Origin of the sequence: Streptomyces scopuliridis (assembly GCF_042790125.1) — a bacterium.
GTDB lineage: Bacteria > Actinomycetota > Actinomycetes > Streptomycetales > Streptomycetaceae > Streptomyces > Streptomyces scopuliridis_A.
This window is the reverse complement of sequence record NZ_JBHTZS010000005.1, coordinates 278,249-296,467: the sequence shown is the minus strand read 5'-3', so window position 1 is coordinate 296,467 and position 18,219 is coordinate 278,249. Positions and strand designations below refer to the sequence as shown.

Below are 18,219 nucleotides of genomic sequence, written 5' to 3'. Positions count from 1 at the left end.
GCCGCACTCTCCCGCGAGCGGGTCCGGCCGGTCGGCCGGACCCGCTTTTCGCGGGCCGGGTGTCGAAGGCTGTCGAAGCGCTTCGATCCGACTATGGACAGGTCATAGACATACCCTCTAGCCTCGAAGGCGCATCCGTCGAAGCGCTTCACTTCTCAACCGGCCTGCCTGGAGAGCTGAATGGTCACCCTCGCCGATGTCGCTCAGCATGCCGGAGTCTCCGCCAGCACGGTGAGCTATGTCCTCAGCGGCAAGCGGTCCATCTCGGCCTCGACCCGGGAACGGGTCGAGCGCAGCATCGAACAGCTCGGCTACCACCCCAACGCCGGTGCCCGCGCACTGGCCAGCAGCCGGTCGAACATCATCGCGCTCATGGTGCCGCTGCGTACGGACATGTACGTACCGGTGATGATGGAGATCGCCATCGCGGTCGCCACCACGGCCCGTACCTTCGGCTACGACGTGCTGCTGCTGACCGGCGAGGAGGGTCCCGCGGCGGTGCGCCGGATCGAGGGCAGCGCCCTCGCCGACGCGATGATCCTGATGGATGTGGAGCTGCATGACGACCGGCTGCCGCTGCTGCGGGAGGCGGGGCGTCCCTCGGTGCTCATCGGGCTGCCCGCCGACACCACCGGACTCAGCTGTGTGGACCTCGACTTCGCCGCCGCCGGCGCCGTGTGCGCGGATCATCTGGCTGGGCTCGGCCACCGCGAGATAGCGGTGATCGGCGAGGCCCCCGGGGTGTACGAGCGCCTCACCGGCTTCGCCGAACGCACGCTGAGCGGGCTGCGCGAGCGCAGCGGGGAGCTGGGGCTGCGGTTGCTGCACCGGCCCTGCGAGGGCAGTTACGCGGCCGTCTCCGCCACCGTCGGCCGGATCTTCGACGAACGTCCCGGCACCACCGCGTTCATCGTCCAGAACGAGGCCGCCACCGACCCGCTGCTGGCCCTGCTGCGCCAGCAGCGGCGTGCCGTCCCCGAGGACATCTCGGTGGTCGCCATCTGCCCCGATCAGGTCGCCGTCCATGCCTCCGTCCCCCTCACCTCGGTCGCCGTCCCGGCACAGGAGATGGGACGGCACGCGGTCGAGCAGGTGGTCGCCAAACTCGCGGGCCGGGGCACGGACGAAGTCGTACTGCTGCGGCCCGAGTTGACCGTACGGGAGAGCGCGGGCCCCCGGGCCGTCCCCGGGGACCCGCTGGCTGGATAGGCCGTGTTGACGCGTCGTCAGCCACCCGTGACCGAGAAGCTGTTCGTCTGGAAGTCGAGACCGCCGGACGACGAGGTGATCTCGTAGCCGAACTGGACGTCCCCGATGGTCTCGTTGCCCCACCAGCCCTTGGTGTTCTTGATCCACTTCAGGATGGGCAGGATGTCGACCGTGCCGGAGGTGGAGTCCGAGGTGCGCAGGAACGAGAAGACCTCGTTGCCGCCGTTGTTCCCCTTGTAGACGTTCCAGGTGTGGCCGCCGAGCGTCGCGGTGCCCTGTGAGGTGCCGAGCGGGCCGACCGCGCCGTTGTGGTTCACCCAGAGCATGACCTCGTAGTCGTAGTCGGTGTCCCAGATGTCGTACGACGTGTTGTACGCGCCCGAGGACGGCACGGACACGTTGTAGCCGCTCCGGAGCGAGGACAGGGAGTCCAGGGGTTTGTTGATCACCTTCTTCGCGTTGGGGTACGACTTGATGCCGCCCGTGTTGGGGTGGGCGGCCCAGACTCCCCAGTTCGAGGACGAGTTGGCCCAGATGGTCTGCGAGCCCGCGCCCGGACCCCAGATGTTGTTGTAGAGCGTGTAGCCGTCGGAGGTGGTGTACGAGCCCCACTGGTCGGACGAGGACCAGATGGCCGCGTGGGCGGGGGCGGCGGCGAAGCCGATGAGCGCGGCGAACGCGGCGGCGGGGGCGAGCAGCAGCCTGCCCGGTGTACGGAGGTTCATGGCGTCCCTTCCATGAGGGTTGGAGTGAGCCGGTGGTGCAGCGGGTCGGCGATTCATCGGTGGCTCGGTGGCTCAGTGGTTCGGTGACTCGGTGGCCGAGTGACTCAGCTCGCGGAGGATCGCCACACCGTGGCGGCCCAGCTCGACCGGGCCGTCCACCGTCCGGTCGCCGAGCAGCTCCCGGTACCGGCCGCCGGCCGCGACGGTGACGTCCTTCGCGCCGTGGTTGAACAGAAAGAGCAGCCCGCCTCGGCGCACCGCCTCCACCCCGTCCGGCAGCCCCTCCAGCACGGGCCGGACCCCGGCGCTCCGCGCCACCCGGGCGAGCAGCGCACGCAGCGCGCCGGGTTCGGGGAGCGTCGAGACGTACCAGGCGCGGCCGTCGCGCAGGACGGCCGGAAGCCCGGCCAGTTCCCCGCTTCTGTACGAGGCGATGGTCTCGCCCGTCGACGCCTCCAGCTCCTCCGACCACAGGGTGGCCCGGAAGCCGTCGCACTCCACGGTCTCGTCCGCGTCCAGCGGCCACCACTCGTGGACCGTGCCGATGCCGAACAGCTCACGCAGCCGGATGTCCATTCCGCCCGCCCGCACCCGGTCGTCCTCGTCGGCGACGCCCGTCAGAAAGCCGGACACGAGGGTGCCGCCGTCACGCACGTACCGGACCAGATTGTCGATCGCGGCGTCGGTCAGCAGATACAAGTGCGGTACGACCACGAGCCGGTACGCGCTCAGATCGTGGTCGGGACGGGCGAAGCCGGTGCGGAGGTTCGACTCCCACAGGGCCCGGTGCCAGGCGCGCAGGACCGCCGGGTAGTCGAGACGCGACGAGAGCCGGCCGTCCTGCTGGTCCGCCCACCAGGAGTCCCAGTCGTGCAGCAGCGCGATCTCGTCAGCGGTATGGGTACCCGCCATCTCAGGCCCCAGCCGGGCCAGTTCGGCGCCGATCCGCTTGACTTCCCGGAAGGTACGGCCCCGCTCGCCCGCGTGGCTGAGCATCCCGGAGTGGAACTTCTCCGCGCCCTGCCGGGACTGGCGCCACTGGAAGTAGCAGACGGCGTCGGCGCCGCGTGCCACCGACTGCCAGGACTGGAGCCGGTTGAGACCGGCCGGCTTGGGGTGGTTGACGCCCCGCCAGTTGACCGGTCCCGCAGCCTGCTCCATCAGTACCCAGGGACCCCGCGCCTGGGAGCGCGTCAGATCGCCGAGCATCGCGTTGTACTGACCGCCGTACGGATCCCTCGGGTCGGGGTAGATGTCGACGGACACCACATCCTCGCGCTCCGCCCACCCCCAGCCGTCCTGGCCGCTCCACAACGGCATGAAGTTGCTGGTCACCGGGGTGTCCGGGGTGTGCCACACGACGATGTCGCCTTCCGCGGTGTAACACTCCAGCAGCGCGTCCGAAGTGAAGCGGCGGAAGTCGAGGGTGTGTCCGGGATTGCGCAGGTACTGGGCGCGCCGGGGCGGGATGATCTCGTCCCAGCTGTCGTAGCGCTGGCTCCAGAAGGCGGTGCCCCAGGACTCGTTGAGCGCGTCGAGAGTGCCGTGCCGGGCGCGCAGCCAGTCGCGGAAGTGCCGGGCCGTCCCGTCGCACCAGCAGTGGGTGCAGTACTCGTTGTTGATATGCCACATGCGCAGCGCCGGATGGCCGCCGTACCGCGCCGCGAGATCCTGGGTGAGCGCGGCGGCGTACCCGCGGTAGACGGGTGAGCTGGGGCAGAACTGCTGCCGCGAGCCCCACCACACGATCCGGCCGTCCTCGTCACGCGGCAGCGTCTCCGGATGGCGGGAGCCCATCCATGGCGGCGGAGAGGCGGTCGGGGTGGCCAGGACGACCCCGATGCCGTTCTCCGCCATGAGGTCCATCAGCCGGTCCAGCCAGCCGAAGTCCCGTGCGCCGGGACGGGGTTCGAGCCGCGCCCAGGAGAAGACGCCCAGGGTGACGGAGGTGACCCCGGCCTCCTTCATCAGCCGCACGTCCTCCGGCCAGGTCTCCTCGGGCCACTGCTCGGGGTTGTAGTCGCCGCCGAAGAGCACGCGACCGCGCGTGGCGTCGTCCAGGGACGGCATCAGACCGGGTCCCCGTACTGGACACCGCGGCCGTTGGTGCCCAGATAGACCCGGCCGTGGACGCGCGGATCGCCGGTGATCACCTCACCGGTCCAGCCCCACTGATGGGCGTCGTCATTGATCCGGATCCAGCCGGCCCCCGCGTCGTCGGAGCGGTACACCCCGACGAAGTTCTCCGTCGCGCCGGTCTGGAAGACCGCGGGATAGGCCGCGCCGGGGGCCGCCCTGCCGAAGCCGAGGGCGTAGGAGGCCCAGCAGCTGGTGACCCTGGTGAAGGAGACGCCGCCGTCGGTGGACCTGAACAGCCCGTTCCATTTGCCCGACAGCCAGAGGTCACCGGTCCGTCCCGGCGCCGCCGCGATCCGGAACTGGACATCCCCGGACGGCAGTCCGCCCGCGCCGCGCACGAACGTCGCGCCCGCGTCGGTGGAGCGGCACACGGCGCCGCCGTCCGTGTCGTACACATAGAAACGCCGCGGGTCGACGGGGTCCGCGACCGGCACCGCGCCCTTGGGGAAGGTGGCCACCTCGCTCCAGGTGGCGCCCCCGTCGGTGGAGCGGAAACCGGGATGGCGCGTACCGTCCCAGTGGACGAACGACCACAGCAGCGTGGCACCGTCGGCGCTCACCGCGATCGGCCCGGGAGCGGTCGAGGCGATCGCGGGCTGTCCGGCGAAGGGGCGCCAGCTCTGGCCGCCGTCCGTCGAGGACGCGCCGTTCCCCTGGTCGCCCCAGCCGGTGCGCACCACATAGGACGGCTTCAGCGCGGCCAGCGCCAGACCGGTCGCCGAGCCGAAGACCGGGTTCGTGGCCATGCCCCGGGACGGGGAGACGGTCAGCGACTCGTGGTACATCACCCCGAGGTCGCCGAGACCACTGAGGAGAGGGGCGGTCCCGGTGGCGGGCGAGAGCAACTGCCGTACCGCGGACTCCTCCAGTCCCCTGATCCAGGGTGCCCAGCGCACCAGATCGCGGGTCTCGAACAGCGTCGCGCCCGTGCCGTACACCAGATGCTTCGAGTCGTACGGATCGATCGCGACGGTCTGGATCCACCAGCCGAACTTGGGCGTGGCACCCCAGGCGAGATACGGCGTCTCCCGGATGTCGAGCGTGGCGGTGTCCTTGAGCGAGGTCCAGCGCGCGCCGCCGTCGGTGGACCGGTAGAGGGTGTCCACCGGTCCCCAGCGGTTGTTGGTGGAGACGACGACCGTACCGGGGACCCGGGCGTCGACGGCCACGCCGCCGTAGCCGAAGGGATCGCCCCCCGAGGGCCTGACGGGCGTCACCTCCGTCCAGACGCCGGTGGTGGTGTCGAGCCGGTGGACGGACCCGTCGGTCTGGTTGTTGGGGCCCGGCCCATTGGCGTACGTGACATACAGGGAACGGGAGTTCGCGTCGAAGGCCGCGCGGACCGGCAGCCGCGCCGCCGCGCCCGACGGCTGGCCGGGGACGGCCTCCCACGCCACACCGTCGCCCGTACGGTAGAGCGCGCTGCCGCCGTCGCCCCACCCCGCGTACACCACGCGCCCCGCGGCCACCAAAAAGGTGATGCCCTGGCCGGTGGCGCTCGCGGCGGCGGGGAAAGCGGCGGCCTTCCAGGTCGCACCCCGGTCCGTCGACGTGAGCAGCCCGTCGTGGCGGGTGCCGAGATAGAGGGTGTCACCGTTACGCGGGTCGACGAGCAGCCGCTCGCCCGCGCCCCGGCCGTCCTCGTTGCCGCCGAGCTTCACGGACAGAGCGGTACGGCTCCAGGTGGCGCCCCGGTCGGCGGAGCGCAGCACGGCGCCGTTGCCGGCCCAGGACTGCGTATAGGCGCCGAGGGCGAGATACAGCCGGTCGGGCTGGTTCGGGTCGACGGCCATGGCCTCGACGCCGAGCAGATGGTAGTCGTCCCAGCCGAGATGGTCGGTGAGCGGTGTCCAGCCGCGGACCGCCTCGTCCCAGCGGTAGGCGCCGCCGATGTCGGTACGGGCGTAGGCCAGCCCCTTCACCGCGGGGTGGAAGAGCACGCCGGTGAGGAAGCCGGTGCCACCGATGGTGACCGAGCGCCAGCGGTAGGGCTGCTCCGCCGACGCCCGGCCGGCGGCGGCGGGGGAGTGCCGGGGCGTGGCCATCGCCGGGGAGCCGGTCAGCGCGAGGGCCGCCGCAGCCCCCGAGGCCGTGCTGAGCACCGTTCGTCTACGGGGTCCATGCGTCGGATCGGACATGACGTCACCTTCCGTCGTGGGGGAGTGCGCGCCGGGGCGGCACCTGGTGAGGTCGTGCGCGAGCAGGCCCGTGGACGCGTCAGCCCTTGACAGCGCCGGTGAGCATGCCCTTCCTGAAATGCTTCTGGACAAAGGGCGAGGCGACGGCGACCGGCAGCAGCGCCAGCACCATGACCGCCATCTGCACCGAGAGGGGGGAGAGCCGGCCGGTCTTGATCTGCTGGCCGAGACCCGTCGGCGGTTCCTGTTTCTGCACCAGCTGGATCATGACGTTCTGGAGCGGCATCATCTGCTGGTCCGTCAGATATATCGACGCGTTGAACCAGGCGCTCCAGTAGCCGACCGCGTAGAAGAGCGCGATGACCGCGATCACGGCACGGGAGAGCGGTATGACGATCTGCCACAGGATCCGCAGATCGCCCGCGCCGTCGATCCGCGCGCTGTCGAGCAGTTCCGGGGAGATGTTCATGAAGAAGGAGCGCAGGACCAGGACATTGAAGACGCTCACCGCGCCCGGCAGGATCAGCGCCAGATAGGTGTCGGTCAGCCCCAGCGCCTGGACCAGCAGATAGGTCGGGATCAGACCGGCCCCGAAGAACATGGTGGCCAGCAGGGTCATCAGGATCCAGCGGTGGCCGAGGGAGTGCGTACGCGAGAGTCCGTACGCGCACAGGACGGACACCACCATGCTGAACGCCGTGCCCACGACCGTCACCCCCAGGCTGACCAGCGCGGCACGCTGCACCTGACCACCGCTCAGCAGCTCCTGGTACGCGATGAGGGTGAGGTCCCTGGGCACGATCACCAGACCGCCGGCCGCGTCGATGGCGCTCCGCGAGGACAGACTGGTGACGATGACGATCCAGAGCGGGAACAGGATCGCGAGACAGGCGGCGGAGAGGGCGATGGCCTTGCCCGCGAGTCCGGTCCTGGTGGGCTTCTCCTCCCAGACCGGACGAGGCGGGGCGACCCAATGACCACGCCGGCGCCCGCGCGCGGCGGTGGCACCCGCGTCGGCGGCGGTGCCCGCGTCGGTGGCGGTGTCGGTGGCGCTCACTTCTTGTACACCCCCTGCTCGCCCATGAGATGGGCGACCTTGTTGGCCGTGAGGACCAGCCCCAGTCCGATGACGCCCTTGACCAGACCGGCGGCGGCCGCGTAACCGAAGTCCTGGTTCCGGATGCCCGTCCACCACACGAAGGTGTCCAGCACCTCCGCCGCGTCGCGTCCCACCGCGTCGCGCTGGAGCAGGATCTGCTCGAAGCCGACGGTCAGCGCGTCGCCCACGCGCAGCACCAGCAGCAGCGCGATCACCGGACGCAGCGCGGGCAGAGTGACATGCCACATCCGGCGCCACCGGTTCGCGCCGTCCATCGCCGCGGCCTCGTACAGCTCGTGGTTGACGGAGGCGAGCGCCGCGAGGAAGACGATGACGCCCCACCCGGCGTCCTTCCAGACGCCCTCGGCCGTCAGCAGGAACTTGAAGAGGCCGGGGTCGGTCATCAGGTCGAAGCCCTCGACGCCGTGCCGCCGCAGCGTCTGGGCGATGATGCCCGCGCCGCCGAAGATCTGCTGGAAGACGGTGACGACCAGGACCCAGGAGAAGAAGTGCGGCAGATACAGCACGGCCTGGGCGACCGCCCGCACCCTGGGCCGTACGACGCTGTTGATCAGCAGCGCGAACAGGATCGGCACCGGGAAGTAGAGCACCAGCTGGAGGAAGAACAGCACCAGGGTGTTCCGCACGGCCGCCCAGAACGCGGAGTCGCCGAAGATCCGCGCGAACTGTTCGAAGCCGACCCAGGGGCTCTCCAGCATCGCGACGAAGCCGTTGTCGCTGAGATACGGGTCGTAGTCCTGGAAGGCCACCACGTTGCCGAGGATCGGCAGATAGCTGAAGACCAGCACCAGCAGCACCGCGGGCAGCGTCATCAGGAGCAGCGCCCGGTCCCGGCGCAGCCGGACCCGGAGGGACAGTCCGGGGCCCCGCTTCCGCTTCGGCGGCGGCTTCCCGCCCTTCCGCCGCGGCGGCCGGGGTGCGCTCCGCGCCCGCTCGCGTACGTCCGCGTCCGGAACCGTGCTCTGCGACACCTGAACTCCCTGTTTCGTGTGCCGTGTGTCAGTTCGCGGCCGGTCCGGACTCGTCGAGCAGCTTTCTGTACCAGTCGCGCAGCTGGTCGCCGCCCCCGCTCTTCCAGTCGGAGACGGCCCGCTGCATGTCGCCGATCTTCTTGCGGCCGCGGACGATGTCGTCCTCCAGCTGCTCGAAGTCGTCGGCGAGGTTGGTCCAGCGGGTGGGCTCGGTGACGGTCAGCCCGTAGAAGGCGGTCTTCTTGGTGAAGGCCCCCATGCGCTGCTGCCATTCCACCTGCGCCCTGGCGATGTCGGGACGGTCGGGGTGGGCGACATACGCGGCCGGGTCACCGGTGTAGTCGAAGGTGCCGGCGACCTCGATGGTGCCCTTGTCGTTCTTGACGGGCAGCCCCTTCTCCACCGTGTAGTGCGTGCCCTCGACGCCGTAGTCGGTGAGCATGCGCTCCTTCGTGCCGTACGGCGCGGCCGTGAAGTTCGCCATGGCCAGCACATCCCTGACCAGCTTCTCCGAGGAGCCCTTCCTGACGAAGGCCCAGATGCCCGCGGGCTGTACGGCGTAGAGCGTCGGGTCGCCGCCCGCGTGGTCGAAGAGGTCCAGGGCGCCCATCGCGAACCCGGGGGTGGCCGCCTGTTCGACGGTCTTCATGTACCAGTGGGAGAGGTCCTGGTTGTAGATCAGGACCTGACCGGCCGTGAACCGGTTGCCGGCGTCGCCCTGGACGGCCTTGGCGTCGGGGTGGACGACCCCGGCGGCGTAGAGCTTGCGCGTCCACTCCAGGGCTTCCAGATACTCGGTGGTCTCCACGCGGTTGACCAGCTTGCCGTCGACCAGGTCCCAGCCCAGGGCCTTGTCGTTGCCGGAGAACACCCCGAACAGGCTGAAGGCGGTCCACTTCATGTCGTCGCAGGCCCAGACCTTCGCTCTGGCGCTGGTGATCTCCTTCGCGAGCGCGAGGAACTCCTCGGCCGTGCGCGGCGGTTCGTATCCCCGCTTCTCGAAGAGGTCCTCGCGGTAGAAGGGCGCGATGTTCACCACGTACGAGGCGGGCATCGGGATGCCGCGGAGCGCGCCGCCGAAGATCGAGCGCTGCCACGCGTCGGTCGGTACGGCCGCGAGATTCGGGAAGTCCCTGACCCTGTCACCGGAGAGGTACGGTCCGAGGTCCTCGAACTTGGCGTTCACGGCGCCCGGGATCTTGCCGGTCAGATTCCAGCCCGGCACGACCACCACATCGGGGATCCCGCTGGAGGCGAGCACGGCGCCGAGCTTCTCGTCGTACGTGTTCCCGTCCTGGTTCTGCCAGACGGTCCGTACCCCGATGGCGTCGTTCATGGCCGCGTAGTACGGGTTGTCACCGGCCGGCGGGGTGCCCCAGTACGGCGACATGATCGTGATGCGGCTGCCCGTGCCGAGCTTCTCCGGTACCGAGTCCTTGAGATCCGCGGCGGCGACCGCCCGGGTGAATCCGGCGGAGGAGCCGTTCTCGGGCGGGATGTCCGGCGCCACGACGTTCTGTGCCACGAAGGCCGGCAGGATCTTCCGCGCCTCCTTCCCGGAGGTGGTGCCCTCCTTCTTGCCGCTCCGCGTACCACCGCAGGCGGTGAGCAGGGGCGCGCCGCCGGCCACGGCGGTGGCGGCGACCGCGGTGGAGGCGAGGAAGCTTCTCCTGCTCGGTACGGAGGAGGACTTCGGCGTCATTGCGTCAAACCCTTCGTGGTGCGCAGCAACATCCGGCGGAAGCCCACCGGTCAGCTGCGGAGTCGAAGATTTGTCGAAGCGCTTCGATGTTGCTGCGAGGTTAAATGAACCCTTCAGGAGGCACAAGACTCCACTCTCAAGATTCCTTACCGCAGGGTCAGTCCCGTTCAACAAGGCGCAGAAGAAGGGAAGTTGTCGGGGTGTGGGTAGGGTGACCGGCACCTCGGGATGTCTTGACAGCGGACCGGTGGACTCGGAGCATCGAAGCGCTTCGAAAGTCGATCGGGGGCCTCTCGCGGCTCTTTCGGCCTTACCGACCTTCTCCAGGGAGAACCGCCCGTGACCGAGGACCAGCCGCCCTTCCGTGACCCCGGGCTGACCCGTACCGCGCGTGTCGAGGATCTGCTCGCGCGGCTGACACTCGATGAGAAGACCGCCCTGCTGCATCAGTTCGCCCCGGCGGTCGAGCGCCTGGGCGTCGCGGCGTTCCGCACGGGACAGGAAGCGCTGCACGGTGTCGCCTGGATGGGGCCCGCGACCGTGTTCCCGCAGGCCGTCGGGCTCGGCGCGACCTGGAACGAGGAACTGGTGCGCCGGGTCGGGGAGGCCGTCTCCCACGAGATACGGACGATGCGCGGGCGGGACGGCCGGGTCGGGCTCAACGTCTGGGCCCCGACGGTGAACCTGCTCCGCAACCCGCTGTGGGGACGCAACGAGGAGGGGTACGCGGAGGACGCCCGGCTGACCTCCGTCCTCGCCACCGCCTACACCCGGGGCCTGCGCGGCGACCACCCCGACTACTGGCGTACGGCTCCGGTGCTCAAGCACTGGCTCGCGCACAACAATGAGACGGACCGGGCCACCACCTCCTCGTCCATCCGCCCCCGCGTCCTGCACGAATACGATCTGCGCGCGTTCCGCGGGGCCGTCGAGGCGGGCGCGGTGGCCGGGGTCATGCCCGCGTACAACCTGGTCAACGGGCGTCCCAACCATCTCTCGCCCGCGCTGCGGGAGCATTTGCGCGGCTGGACCGAACACGAGCTGCTGGTCTGCTCCGACGCGGGCGCGCCCAGCAATCTCGTCGACGCCGAGGCGTACTTCGACACCCATGAGGAGGCGACCGCGGCGGCACTGCGCGCCGGCGTCGACAGCTTCACCGACCACGGCACCGACGCGTCCGTGATCACCGGCCGGATCCGGGGCGCCCTGGAGCGGGGCCTGATCGGTGAGTCCGATATCGACACGGCGGTACGACGTCAGCTCACGGTGCGGTTCGCGCTCGGGGAGTTCGACCCGGAACGCGATCCGCACCGGGAGATCTCGGCCTTCGACACCCCGGGACACCGCGCGCTCGCCCAGGAGGCGGCGGAGCAGGCCGTCGTCCTGCTCAAGAACGACGGCCTGCTGCCGATCGCGCCCGGCCGCCGCGTCGCGCTGGTCGGTCCGCTCGCCGACGAGTGCAAACTCGACTGGTACAGCGGCACTTTGATCCGCCGCCACACCCCGCTCGACGGGCTCCGTGAACGCTTCGGCGCCGAGCGCGTCACCTTCGCCGACGGCGCGGACCGGGTCACGCTCAGGGCCATGACGGGCGGCTGGGTCCGGGTGCCCCCGTCCGGGAGGGCGGACGAGGCGGCGAAGGGGACGGCGAGCGGGGCACGCGGCGCCGAGGGCGCGCTCGATCCGGCACTGCTGGCGGGACGCACCGATCTCGCACCGCTGACCTGCGACGCCGACGAGGCCGGCGAGGCCACCGAACTGGCCCTGACCGACTGGGGGAACGGGCTCATCACCCTGCGCGCGCCCGACGGCCGCTATCTGTCCGTCGCCCAGGACGGGTACGTACGGGCCTCCGCCGACCAGCCCGGCGGCTGGGTGGTCCAGGAGACCTTCCGGCTCGAAGAGCACGAGAGCGGGCACCTCCTTGCACACGCGGGGACCGGCGGGTACGTATCGGTCGCCGCCGACGGCCTGAAGGTTGCCGGCCACGGCACATCGTTCGAGATCGTCGTCAGGGAGCGCGGCGAGGACGCGGTGGCCCGCGCCGCGGCCGGCGCCGAGGTGGTCGTCGTGGTGGCGGGCAACGACCCGCACATCAACGGCCGGGAGACCGAGGACCGCCGCACCCTCGCCCTCCCGGCGCACCAGGACCGGCTGTGGCGGGCCGCCCACGCCGCCAATCCGCGCACCGTGCTCGTGCTGACCTCGGGCTATCCCTACGCGGTGGCCGACGCGCAGGCCCGGCTCCCGGCGCTGCTGTGGACCGCCCATGGCGGCCAGGCGGCGGGCACCGCGCTGGCGCGCGTACTGGCCGGCGATATCTCACCGGCGGGACGGCTGCCCCAGACCTGGTACGCGGACGACGCGGATCCGGCCGGCCTGCTCGACTACGACATCATCGGCTCGCGGCAGACCTATCTCTACTTCGACGGCACCCCGCTGTACGCCTTCGGCCACGGACTGTCGTACGCGGCCTTCCGCTACGACGGACTGGAGGTCGGCCCGGATCTGCGGGCACACGTCACGCTCGTCAATACGGGCTCCCGCGCCGCCGACGAGGTGGTGCAGCTGTACGCCAGGCAGGACGCCCCGCGCGTCCCGCGTCCCCACCGCCAGCTGGTCGCCCACGCCCGCGTATCCCTGGCGGCGGGGGAGTCCCGTACCGTCGAACTGGCCGTCAGGAGAGAGGAACTGGGCCACTACGACGTGGCGCACGGCGTCTGGACCGTACCGGGCGGCACGTATGTCTTCGAGGCGGCGGCCTCCAGCGCGGACATCCGCCGTTCCGTCCGGCTCACCGTCCCCGGCGACACCCCGCGCGCCAGGGATCCGCGGCGGAACGGGCTGGCCGCGGCCGACTACGACGAGCAGACCGGCACCGAGATCGTCGACCGCACCAAGGTGTCGGGCGACGCGGTGACCCCGCTCGGCCCGGGCGGTGAGCGGAAGGCGGGCGAACTGCTCTTCCGTGACTGCGACTTCGGGAACGGCGCGAGCGGAGTCACCCTCGACGCGGCGGGCGAGGGCGAGGTCACCCTGACCACCGCCGACGGCGGCACACTCGCGGTGATCGAGGTGCGGGCGACCGGCGGACCGTACGACTACCGCACCACCGCGCGCGCCGGAATCACGCTCTCGGGCGTGCACGACCTGCGGGTCACCCTGCGCGGCCCGGTGCGCCTCGCGCGGATCGACATCACCGGATGAACACGCGCACGGGGGCCCGGACGGCTCGCACCGCCCGGACCCCCTCGCCGCCGGAGAGCCGCGAATCAGGGAGCGTTGATCAGATCGTGCGGCGGCACGGTCACCTTGCGGGCGCCGGTCGTGCCGCTCAGCACCACCTTGCGCAGCGCGGTGTTGTTGGCCAGGCTGGTCTCGTGGAGCCGGCGCTCGGGGTTGGCGAGCACCTCGATGTAGTACGTACCGTTCGGCAGGTCGGTGATGTCGAACGACTGGCCGGGGCGGTACTGGGTGTAGGTGTCGCCGGAGCCGACGTCCAGCACCTCACGTACGGAGACCGAGCTCTGCACACCGCAGGCGGTGGACAGATCGGTGTTGTTCGGGTGCCAGTTGGCGTTCTTCACGGTGTAGTCGATGGCGTCGGTGTTGGCCAGGCAGAAGGCCTCCTTGCCACTGCGCACGGCCTCCTTCTTGTCGGCGCTCAGCAGCCGGTAGCTGGCGAAGTCGGTGAAGTGCCAGTGCTCGTGGCCCTGTCGCGCGTCCCACTCCATGGTGCCGGCGGGCGCGTAGCCGACCTGCTTGCCCTTGGCGTCGTGGAAGTACTGATAGGCGTCCATCAGGTCCTTGCCGGGACCGCGGAAGCCGTCCACGACCAGCGGCGCGGGACCGGCGTTCCACACATTGGCGCTGAAGGCCAGATAGTCCTTGCCCGGGATGTCCCCGTCCTCGCCGTCGGTGATGGAGATGTCCCACGCCGGCAGCGCGCGCAGATCGGGCTTCGGTACGTCGGGCACGCTCGCGCGGCCGGCCGGACGCTTCGAGTTGGGCTTGAGAGCGGGCGCGATCCGCGAACCGTCGGTGTGCCCGGGGCCGTCGCCCAGATGGGCCGCCGCCTTGCCGGACATGAGCGCGTTCGGCAGCGCGGGCGGCGCCGGGGCATCCGCCCCGCGGCCGTTGCTGCTCATGTGCGCCGAGGCGCCCGGATGCCCGGCCGGGGCGCCATGACCGCCATGGCCACCGCCGTGACCGGCGGCCCTGGCCGCCGAGGGCGCCGCTCCGACCCCGCCTCCTTCGTCCCACTTGCGGTCGCGCACCGTCACCTTGACCGACTTCGACGTGTTGGGCATGCCGAACAGCTCGCGGTACTTCTTGGCGACGGACACCTTGGCGGTGTACTCCCCGGCCGGCAGGTCGACCGGCTCGGAGTAGTAGCCCAGGTTGGTGTTGGTCGCCCAGCCCTTCTCGACGCCCCACACCGAACCCAGCGTGAAGGGGTTCGTGGAGCAGCTCTCGGGATACTTCGAGACGGACGGAGCGTCCGGACGGAGCCGGCCCGAGGCGTTGTTCGGGCAGAACGTCTCGGTGGTCTTCACGACCGCCGTCCCCGCGGCGTCGCTGACGGTCACCTGGAGAAAGCCCGGCAGACCGGAGAAGTCCTTCACGAGACCCTTCGGCAGGGTCCTGGTCCGGGTCTTCTTGCCCTCACGGATGATCTGCTCGGCGACCAAGGGGTCCTTGTAGGACTTCCGCGTCACCCGGAACTCCAGGGGCCCGCCATCGGCGGTGACATACGTACCGAGGTCGAGGAAGACCCCCGGTTCGCCTTCGTAGCGGTCGATTATCACGGAGTTGGAGGCGGCGATCAGGGAGAGCTTGGGGCCCGCGGGGGCCGCCGCTCCGGCGACGGGCGCGGCTCCTGCCACGCCCGCGATCACCGCGAGCGCCGCGCCGGCGGCGATCGCCGGGCGCCGCGTACGGCTGTGGTGGTGAGGTCTGGTCATCGGTTCCTCGTCTGCGAGTGCCACAACAACAGTGGTGCGCATGGACGGCGCGGGGCCTGCCGACCGGGAATGTCCGGACGTTTCATGACGGGACCTATGCGTCATCTATGTGCCACCTGTGAGATCAGGAGTGCGTCACTTCGGGTTGCCCGCGGACCCACAAGTCGCCGATGGTTGGCCGGAATCGTGCGACGAATCGCGGATCAAGCCATCAGTGCGTGATTCCTGCCCCGTGCCCCTCTCGGCTGTGCTACTGAGGCCGTGAGGGGCACGGGGCGGCGTCGCGCGAGTGCTGGGCTCGCGCAATCCCGCCGTGGCGGGAACGGCCGGTGCGGGAGCGGACAGCGGACAAGGAGCGGCTCCGTGGGCACAGTGGTCGATGACGCCACCGCTGCCGAGTTCCACGCGTTCTTCGAGCGGCACTACGCCGAACTGTCCCGGCTGGCCTATCTGCTGACGGGCGACGCGTCCACGGCCGACGATCTGGCCGCGGACGCCCTGCTCGCGATGTGGCGCCGCTGGGACCGGGTACGGGCCGCCGATCACCCGGTCGCGTACGCCCGCGGGGTGGTCGCGAATCTGGCCCGCTCCCGGATCCGGAGCGCGGTACGGGAGCGCCGCCGCGTCTCGCTGTTCTGGTCGCAGCGCGGTGAGCGCTTCGACGATCCGGACGTACCCGCCGTGCTGGATGTCCGGGCGGCGTTACGGCGGCTGCCGTTCCGTAAACGCGCCTGCGTGGTGCTGCGGTACGCCCTGGACCTCTCCGAACGCGACACGGCGCTCGCCCTGGGCATCTCCGTGGGTACGGTCAAGAGCCAGTCGTCGCGGGGGATGGCCGAGCTGGGACGGCTGCTCGGGCCGGGCGCCACCGTGGAAGAGGTGCAGGCGACGGTGGCCTCGCAGCGTGCCGCGGGGCCCACCCCGGCCCGTCGTTCCGGGCGCGCCGCGACACGTGCTGAAGGCAGGGGCTGATGGACGAGCTGCACAGACGGCTGAGGGAGACGGCGCGGGCCCACCGCCCGGACCGGGAGCGGATGCTCGCGCGCGTCGAGCGGGGCATGGCCGGGCCGGGAACGCACCCCGCGAAGGCGCCGGCCCACCGCCCGGCGTCCTGGTTCCGGGTCACCACGGCGGCAGCGGCGGCCGGCGTCCTCGCCGTCGGCGCGTTCGCCCTCGCCGCCGTCATGGACGGCGGCACCGATCCGGCGGGGACGGTGGCGACCACCCCGGGCCCGGTGAGCGGGACGCCCGACGGTCCGCCCGTGGCCGCCCGGGACGGCTATCTCCGGTCGGACGGCGTGATCGACCCGAACAGCAACGCCTACTGGGCGCAGAGCAACATCACCCTCGGCACCGACCGGCCGCTGACCGCACTCACCCTCGAAGTGCGTGTCGCGCAGACCGGAGGGGTACGGGACACCGGCTCCTGGCGGTCGCTGCCCGAGGAGGACTTCACCGTCTCCGTACGCCCCGAGGCCGGCGCGCTGGTCTACCGGTGGACGCTCAAGGACGGGGTGACGGTCCCGGCCGGCGAGCATGTCTTCGCGGCGCAGTACGACCACGCGGAAGGCGCGCGGGACGCCGGGGACGACCGGTACACGGCGGTAGCGACCGGTTCAGGCCGGACCGCCGAGGTCCGGGGGGACTTCACCACCGCGCCGTAGCGCCGCCGGGGCCGCGACCCCCGGACGAGTAGTGTCCACGGCGTGCCGGCTGAGCGACGACATCAACTGATCCTGCGCGCCCTCCGCTCCGGCGGTCCGGCCGCGGTGGCGGACCGCGCTCGGGGAGGCCGGTGTAATGGTGGTCCAGGTATGAAGTCGGTTCGGGTACCGGAGGCGGTTCAGGCGTGAGGCTCACCATTCTCGGCGGCGGCGGATTCCGGGTGCCGCTCGTGTACGGAGCACTGCTCGGCGACCACGCGGAGGGCCGCGTCACCGACGTCACCCTCCACGATCTCGACGCCGCGAGGCTCACGGCCGTCGCCCGCGTCCTGGCCGAGCAGGCCGCCTCCGTCCCCGACGCCCCCTCCGTCACGGCCACCACCGATCTCGACGAGGCCCTGCGCGGCGCCGACTTCGTCTTCTCCGCGATCCGCGTCGGCGGACTCGAAGGCCGCGCGGCCGACGAGCGCGTCGCCCTGGACCAGGGCGTGCTGGGCCAGGAGACGGTCGGCGCCGGCGGTATCGCGTACGGACTGCGCACGGTCCCCGTCGCCGTCGACATCGCGCGACGCGTCGCCCGGCTCGCCCCCGACGCCTGGGTCATCAACTTCACCAACCCGGCCGGTCTGGTCACCGAAGCCATGGCCCGGTATCTCGGCGACCGTGTGATCGGTATCTGCGACTCGCCCGTGGGCCTGGGCAGGCGCGTCGCGCGCGCCCTCGGCGCCGACCCGGACGAGGCGTCGATCGACTACGTCGGCCTCAACCACCTCGGCTGGCTGCGCGGGTTGCGCGTCGCCGGACGCGACGAACTGCCCCGGCTGCTCGCCGACACCGCAGCCCTCGGCTCCTTCGAGGAGGGCAAGCTCTTCGGCGCCGAGTGGCTCCAGTCCCTCGGCGCGATCCCCAACGAATACCTCCACTACTACTACTTCAACCGGGAAGCGGTACGCGCCTACCAGGAGGCCGAGCAGACCCGCGGCGCGTTCCTCCGCGACCAGCAGGCGCGCTTCTACGACGAGATGGAGCGGCCGGGCACCCCCGCGCTCGCGACCTGGGACCGTACCCGCGCCGAACGCGAGGCCACCTATATGGCGGCGAACCGCGAGGCGGCGGGCGTCGGCGAGCGCGACGACCGCGATCTGGAGTCCGGCGGCTACGAGAGGGTCGCCCTCGCCCTGATGCGGGCCATCGCCCGCGACGAACGCGCCACACTCATCCTCAACGTCCGCAACCGCACCACCCTGCGTGTGCTGGACGAGGAAGCCGTCATCGAAGTGCCCTGCCTCGTGGACGCGAACGGCGCCCATCCGCTGGCCGTCTCCCCCCTGCCGCACCACGCCACAGGACTGGTGTGCGGCGTCAAGGCCGTCGAGCGCGAGGTCCTGGCCGCCGCGGAGAGCGGTTCGCGCGCCACCGCGGCCAAGGCGTTCGCCCTGCACCCGCTGGTGGACTCCGTCACCGTCGCGCGCCGTCTCGTGGACGGCTATACGCGCGCACACCCCGGCCTCGCCTATCTGAACCGGAAGTAGGCTTCGCCCCCGGCCCCCCGGCCCCCCCGGCCCCCCCCCGGGGCCGGGCCCGGAC

Annotated in this window: 12 protein-coding genes; 5 read left to right on the top strand and 7 right to left on the bottom strand. The window is 71.0% G+C overall.

Going from position 1 to position 18,219, the window contains the following annotated elements:
* Positions 1-180 precede the first annotated feature (180 nt).
* Positions 181-1,209, top strand: a complete 1,029-nt coding sequence (locus ACFRKB_RS10350) for a LacI family DNA-binding transcriptional regulator (RefSeq protein WP_383104918.1) — start codon at positions 181-183, stop codon at positions 1,207-1,209.
* A gap of 17 nt (positions 1,210-1,226) precedes the next feature.
* Here ACFRKB_RS10350 and ACFRKB_RS10345 read toward each other — a convergent pair whose 3' ends face one another.
* The 6 genes from ACFRKB_RS10345 to ACFRKB_RS10320 all read right to left on the bottom strand — a co-directional run bounded on the left by ACFRKB_RS10345 (position 1,227) and on the right by ACFRKB_RS10320 (position 10,004).
* Positions 1,227-1,934, bottom strand: a complete 708-nt coding sequence (locus ACFRKB_RS10345; protein WP_383104917.1) for a GH12 family glycosyl hydrolase domain-containing protein — start codon at positions 1,932-1,934, stop codon at positions 1,227-1,229.
* Between the two features lie 72 nt (positions 1,935-2,006).
* Positions 2,007-4,004 carry a beta-galactosidase gene (locus ACFRKB_RS10340; RefSeq protein WP_383104915.1) on the bottom strand — a complete coding sequence of 666 codons (1,998 nt, stop codon included), beginning with the start codon at positions 4,002-4,004 and terminating at the stop codon, positions 2,007-2,009.
* Positions 4,004-6,211, bottom strand: coding sequence for a sialidase family protein (locus ACFRKB_RS10335; RefSeq protein WP_383104913.1), 2,208 nt, complete (start codon positions 6,209-6,211; stop codon positions 4,004-4,006). The genes ACFRKB_RS10340 and ACFRKB_RS10335 overlap by 1 nt, the downstream gene beginning before the upstream one ends.
* A 79-nt stretch (positions 6,212-6,290) precedes the next feature.
* A complete protein-coding gene (locus ACFRKB_RS10330) occupies positions 6,291-7,268 on the bottom strand; it encodes a carbohydrate ABC transporter permease (RefSeq protein ID WP_383104911.1) in 978 nt (325 codons plus the stop codon).
* On the bottom strand, positions 7,265-8,302 hold the full coding sequence (locus tag ACFRKB_RS10325; protein WP_383104909.1) for an ABC transporter permease: 1,038 nt from the start codon (positions 8,300-8,302) through the stop codon (positions 7,265-7,267). The genes ACFRKB_RS10330 and ACFRKB_RS10325 overlap by 4 nt, the downstream gene beginning before the upstream one ends.
* 28 nt (positions 8,303-8,330) lie before the next feature.
* The gene (locus tag ACFRKB_RS10320; protein ID WP_383104907.1) at positions 8,331-10,004 is read right to left on the bottom strand and encodes an extracellular solute-binding protein; all 1,674 of its coding nucleotides are present in this window, start codon (positions 10,002-10,004) and stop codon (positions 8,331-8,333) included.
* A gap of 339 nt (positions 10,005-10,343) precedes the next feature.
* On the opposite strand from ACFRKB_RS10320, the gene ACFRKB_RS10315 reads away from it, so the two are divergent.
* Entirely contained in the window at positions 10,344-13,211 is a 2,868-nt protein-coding gene (locus ACFRKB_RS10315) for a glycoside hydrolase family 3 C-terminal domain-containing protein (RefSeq protein WP_383104906.1), read from the top strand.
* Between the two features lie 65 nt (positions 13,212-13,276).
* On the opposite strand, the gene ACFRKB_RS10310 is transcribed toward ACFRKB_RS10315, so the two are convergent.
* Positions 13,277-14,968, bottom strand: a complete 1,692-nt coding sequence (locus tag ACFRKB_RS10310; protein ID WP_383104904.1) for a lysyl oxidase family protein — start codon at positions 14,966-14,968, stop codon at positions 13,277-13,279.
* A 363-nt stretch (positions 14,969-15,331) separates the two neighbouring features.
* Here ACFRKB_RS10310 and ACFRKB_RS10305 point away from each other — a divergent pair, with 363 nt between their 5' ends.
* The 3 genes from ACFRKB_RS10305 to ACFRKB_RS10295 all read left to right on the top strand — a co-directional run bounded on the left by ACFRKB_RS10305 (position 15,332) and on the right by ACFRKB_RS10295 (position 18,164).
* Complete coding sequence (locus tag ACFRKB_RS10305) at positions 15,332-15,940, top strand: SigE family RNA polymerase sigma factor (protein WP_383104902.1); 609 nt, start codon at positions 15,332-15,334, stop codon at positions 15,938-15,940.
* A complete protein-coding gene (locus tag ACFRKB_RS10300) occupies positions 15,940-16,632 on the top strand; it encodes a hypothetical protein (RefSeq protein WP_383104900.1) in 693 nt (230 codons plus the stop codon). Before ACFRKB_RS10305 ends, ACFRKB_RS10300 begins: the two co-directional genes overlap by 1 nt.
* A gap of 185 nt (positions 16,633-16,817) precedes the next feature.
* Positions 16,818-18,164, top strand: coding sequence for a 6-phospho-beta-glucosidase (locus ACFRKB_RS10295; protein ID WP_383104899.1), 1,347 nt, complete (start codon positions 16,818-16,820; stop codon positions 18,162-18,164).
* The last annotated feature ends 55 nt before the right edge of the window (positions 18,165-18,219 follow it).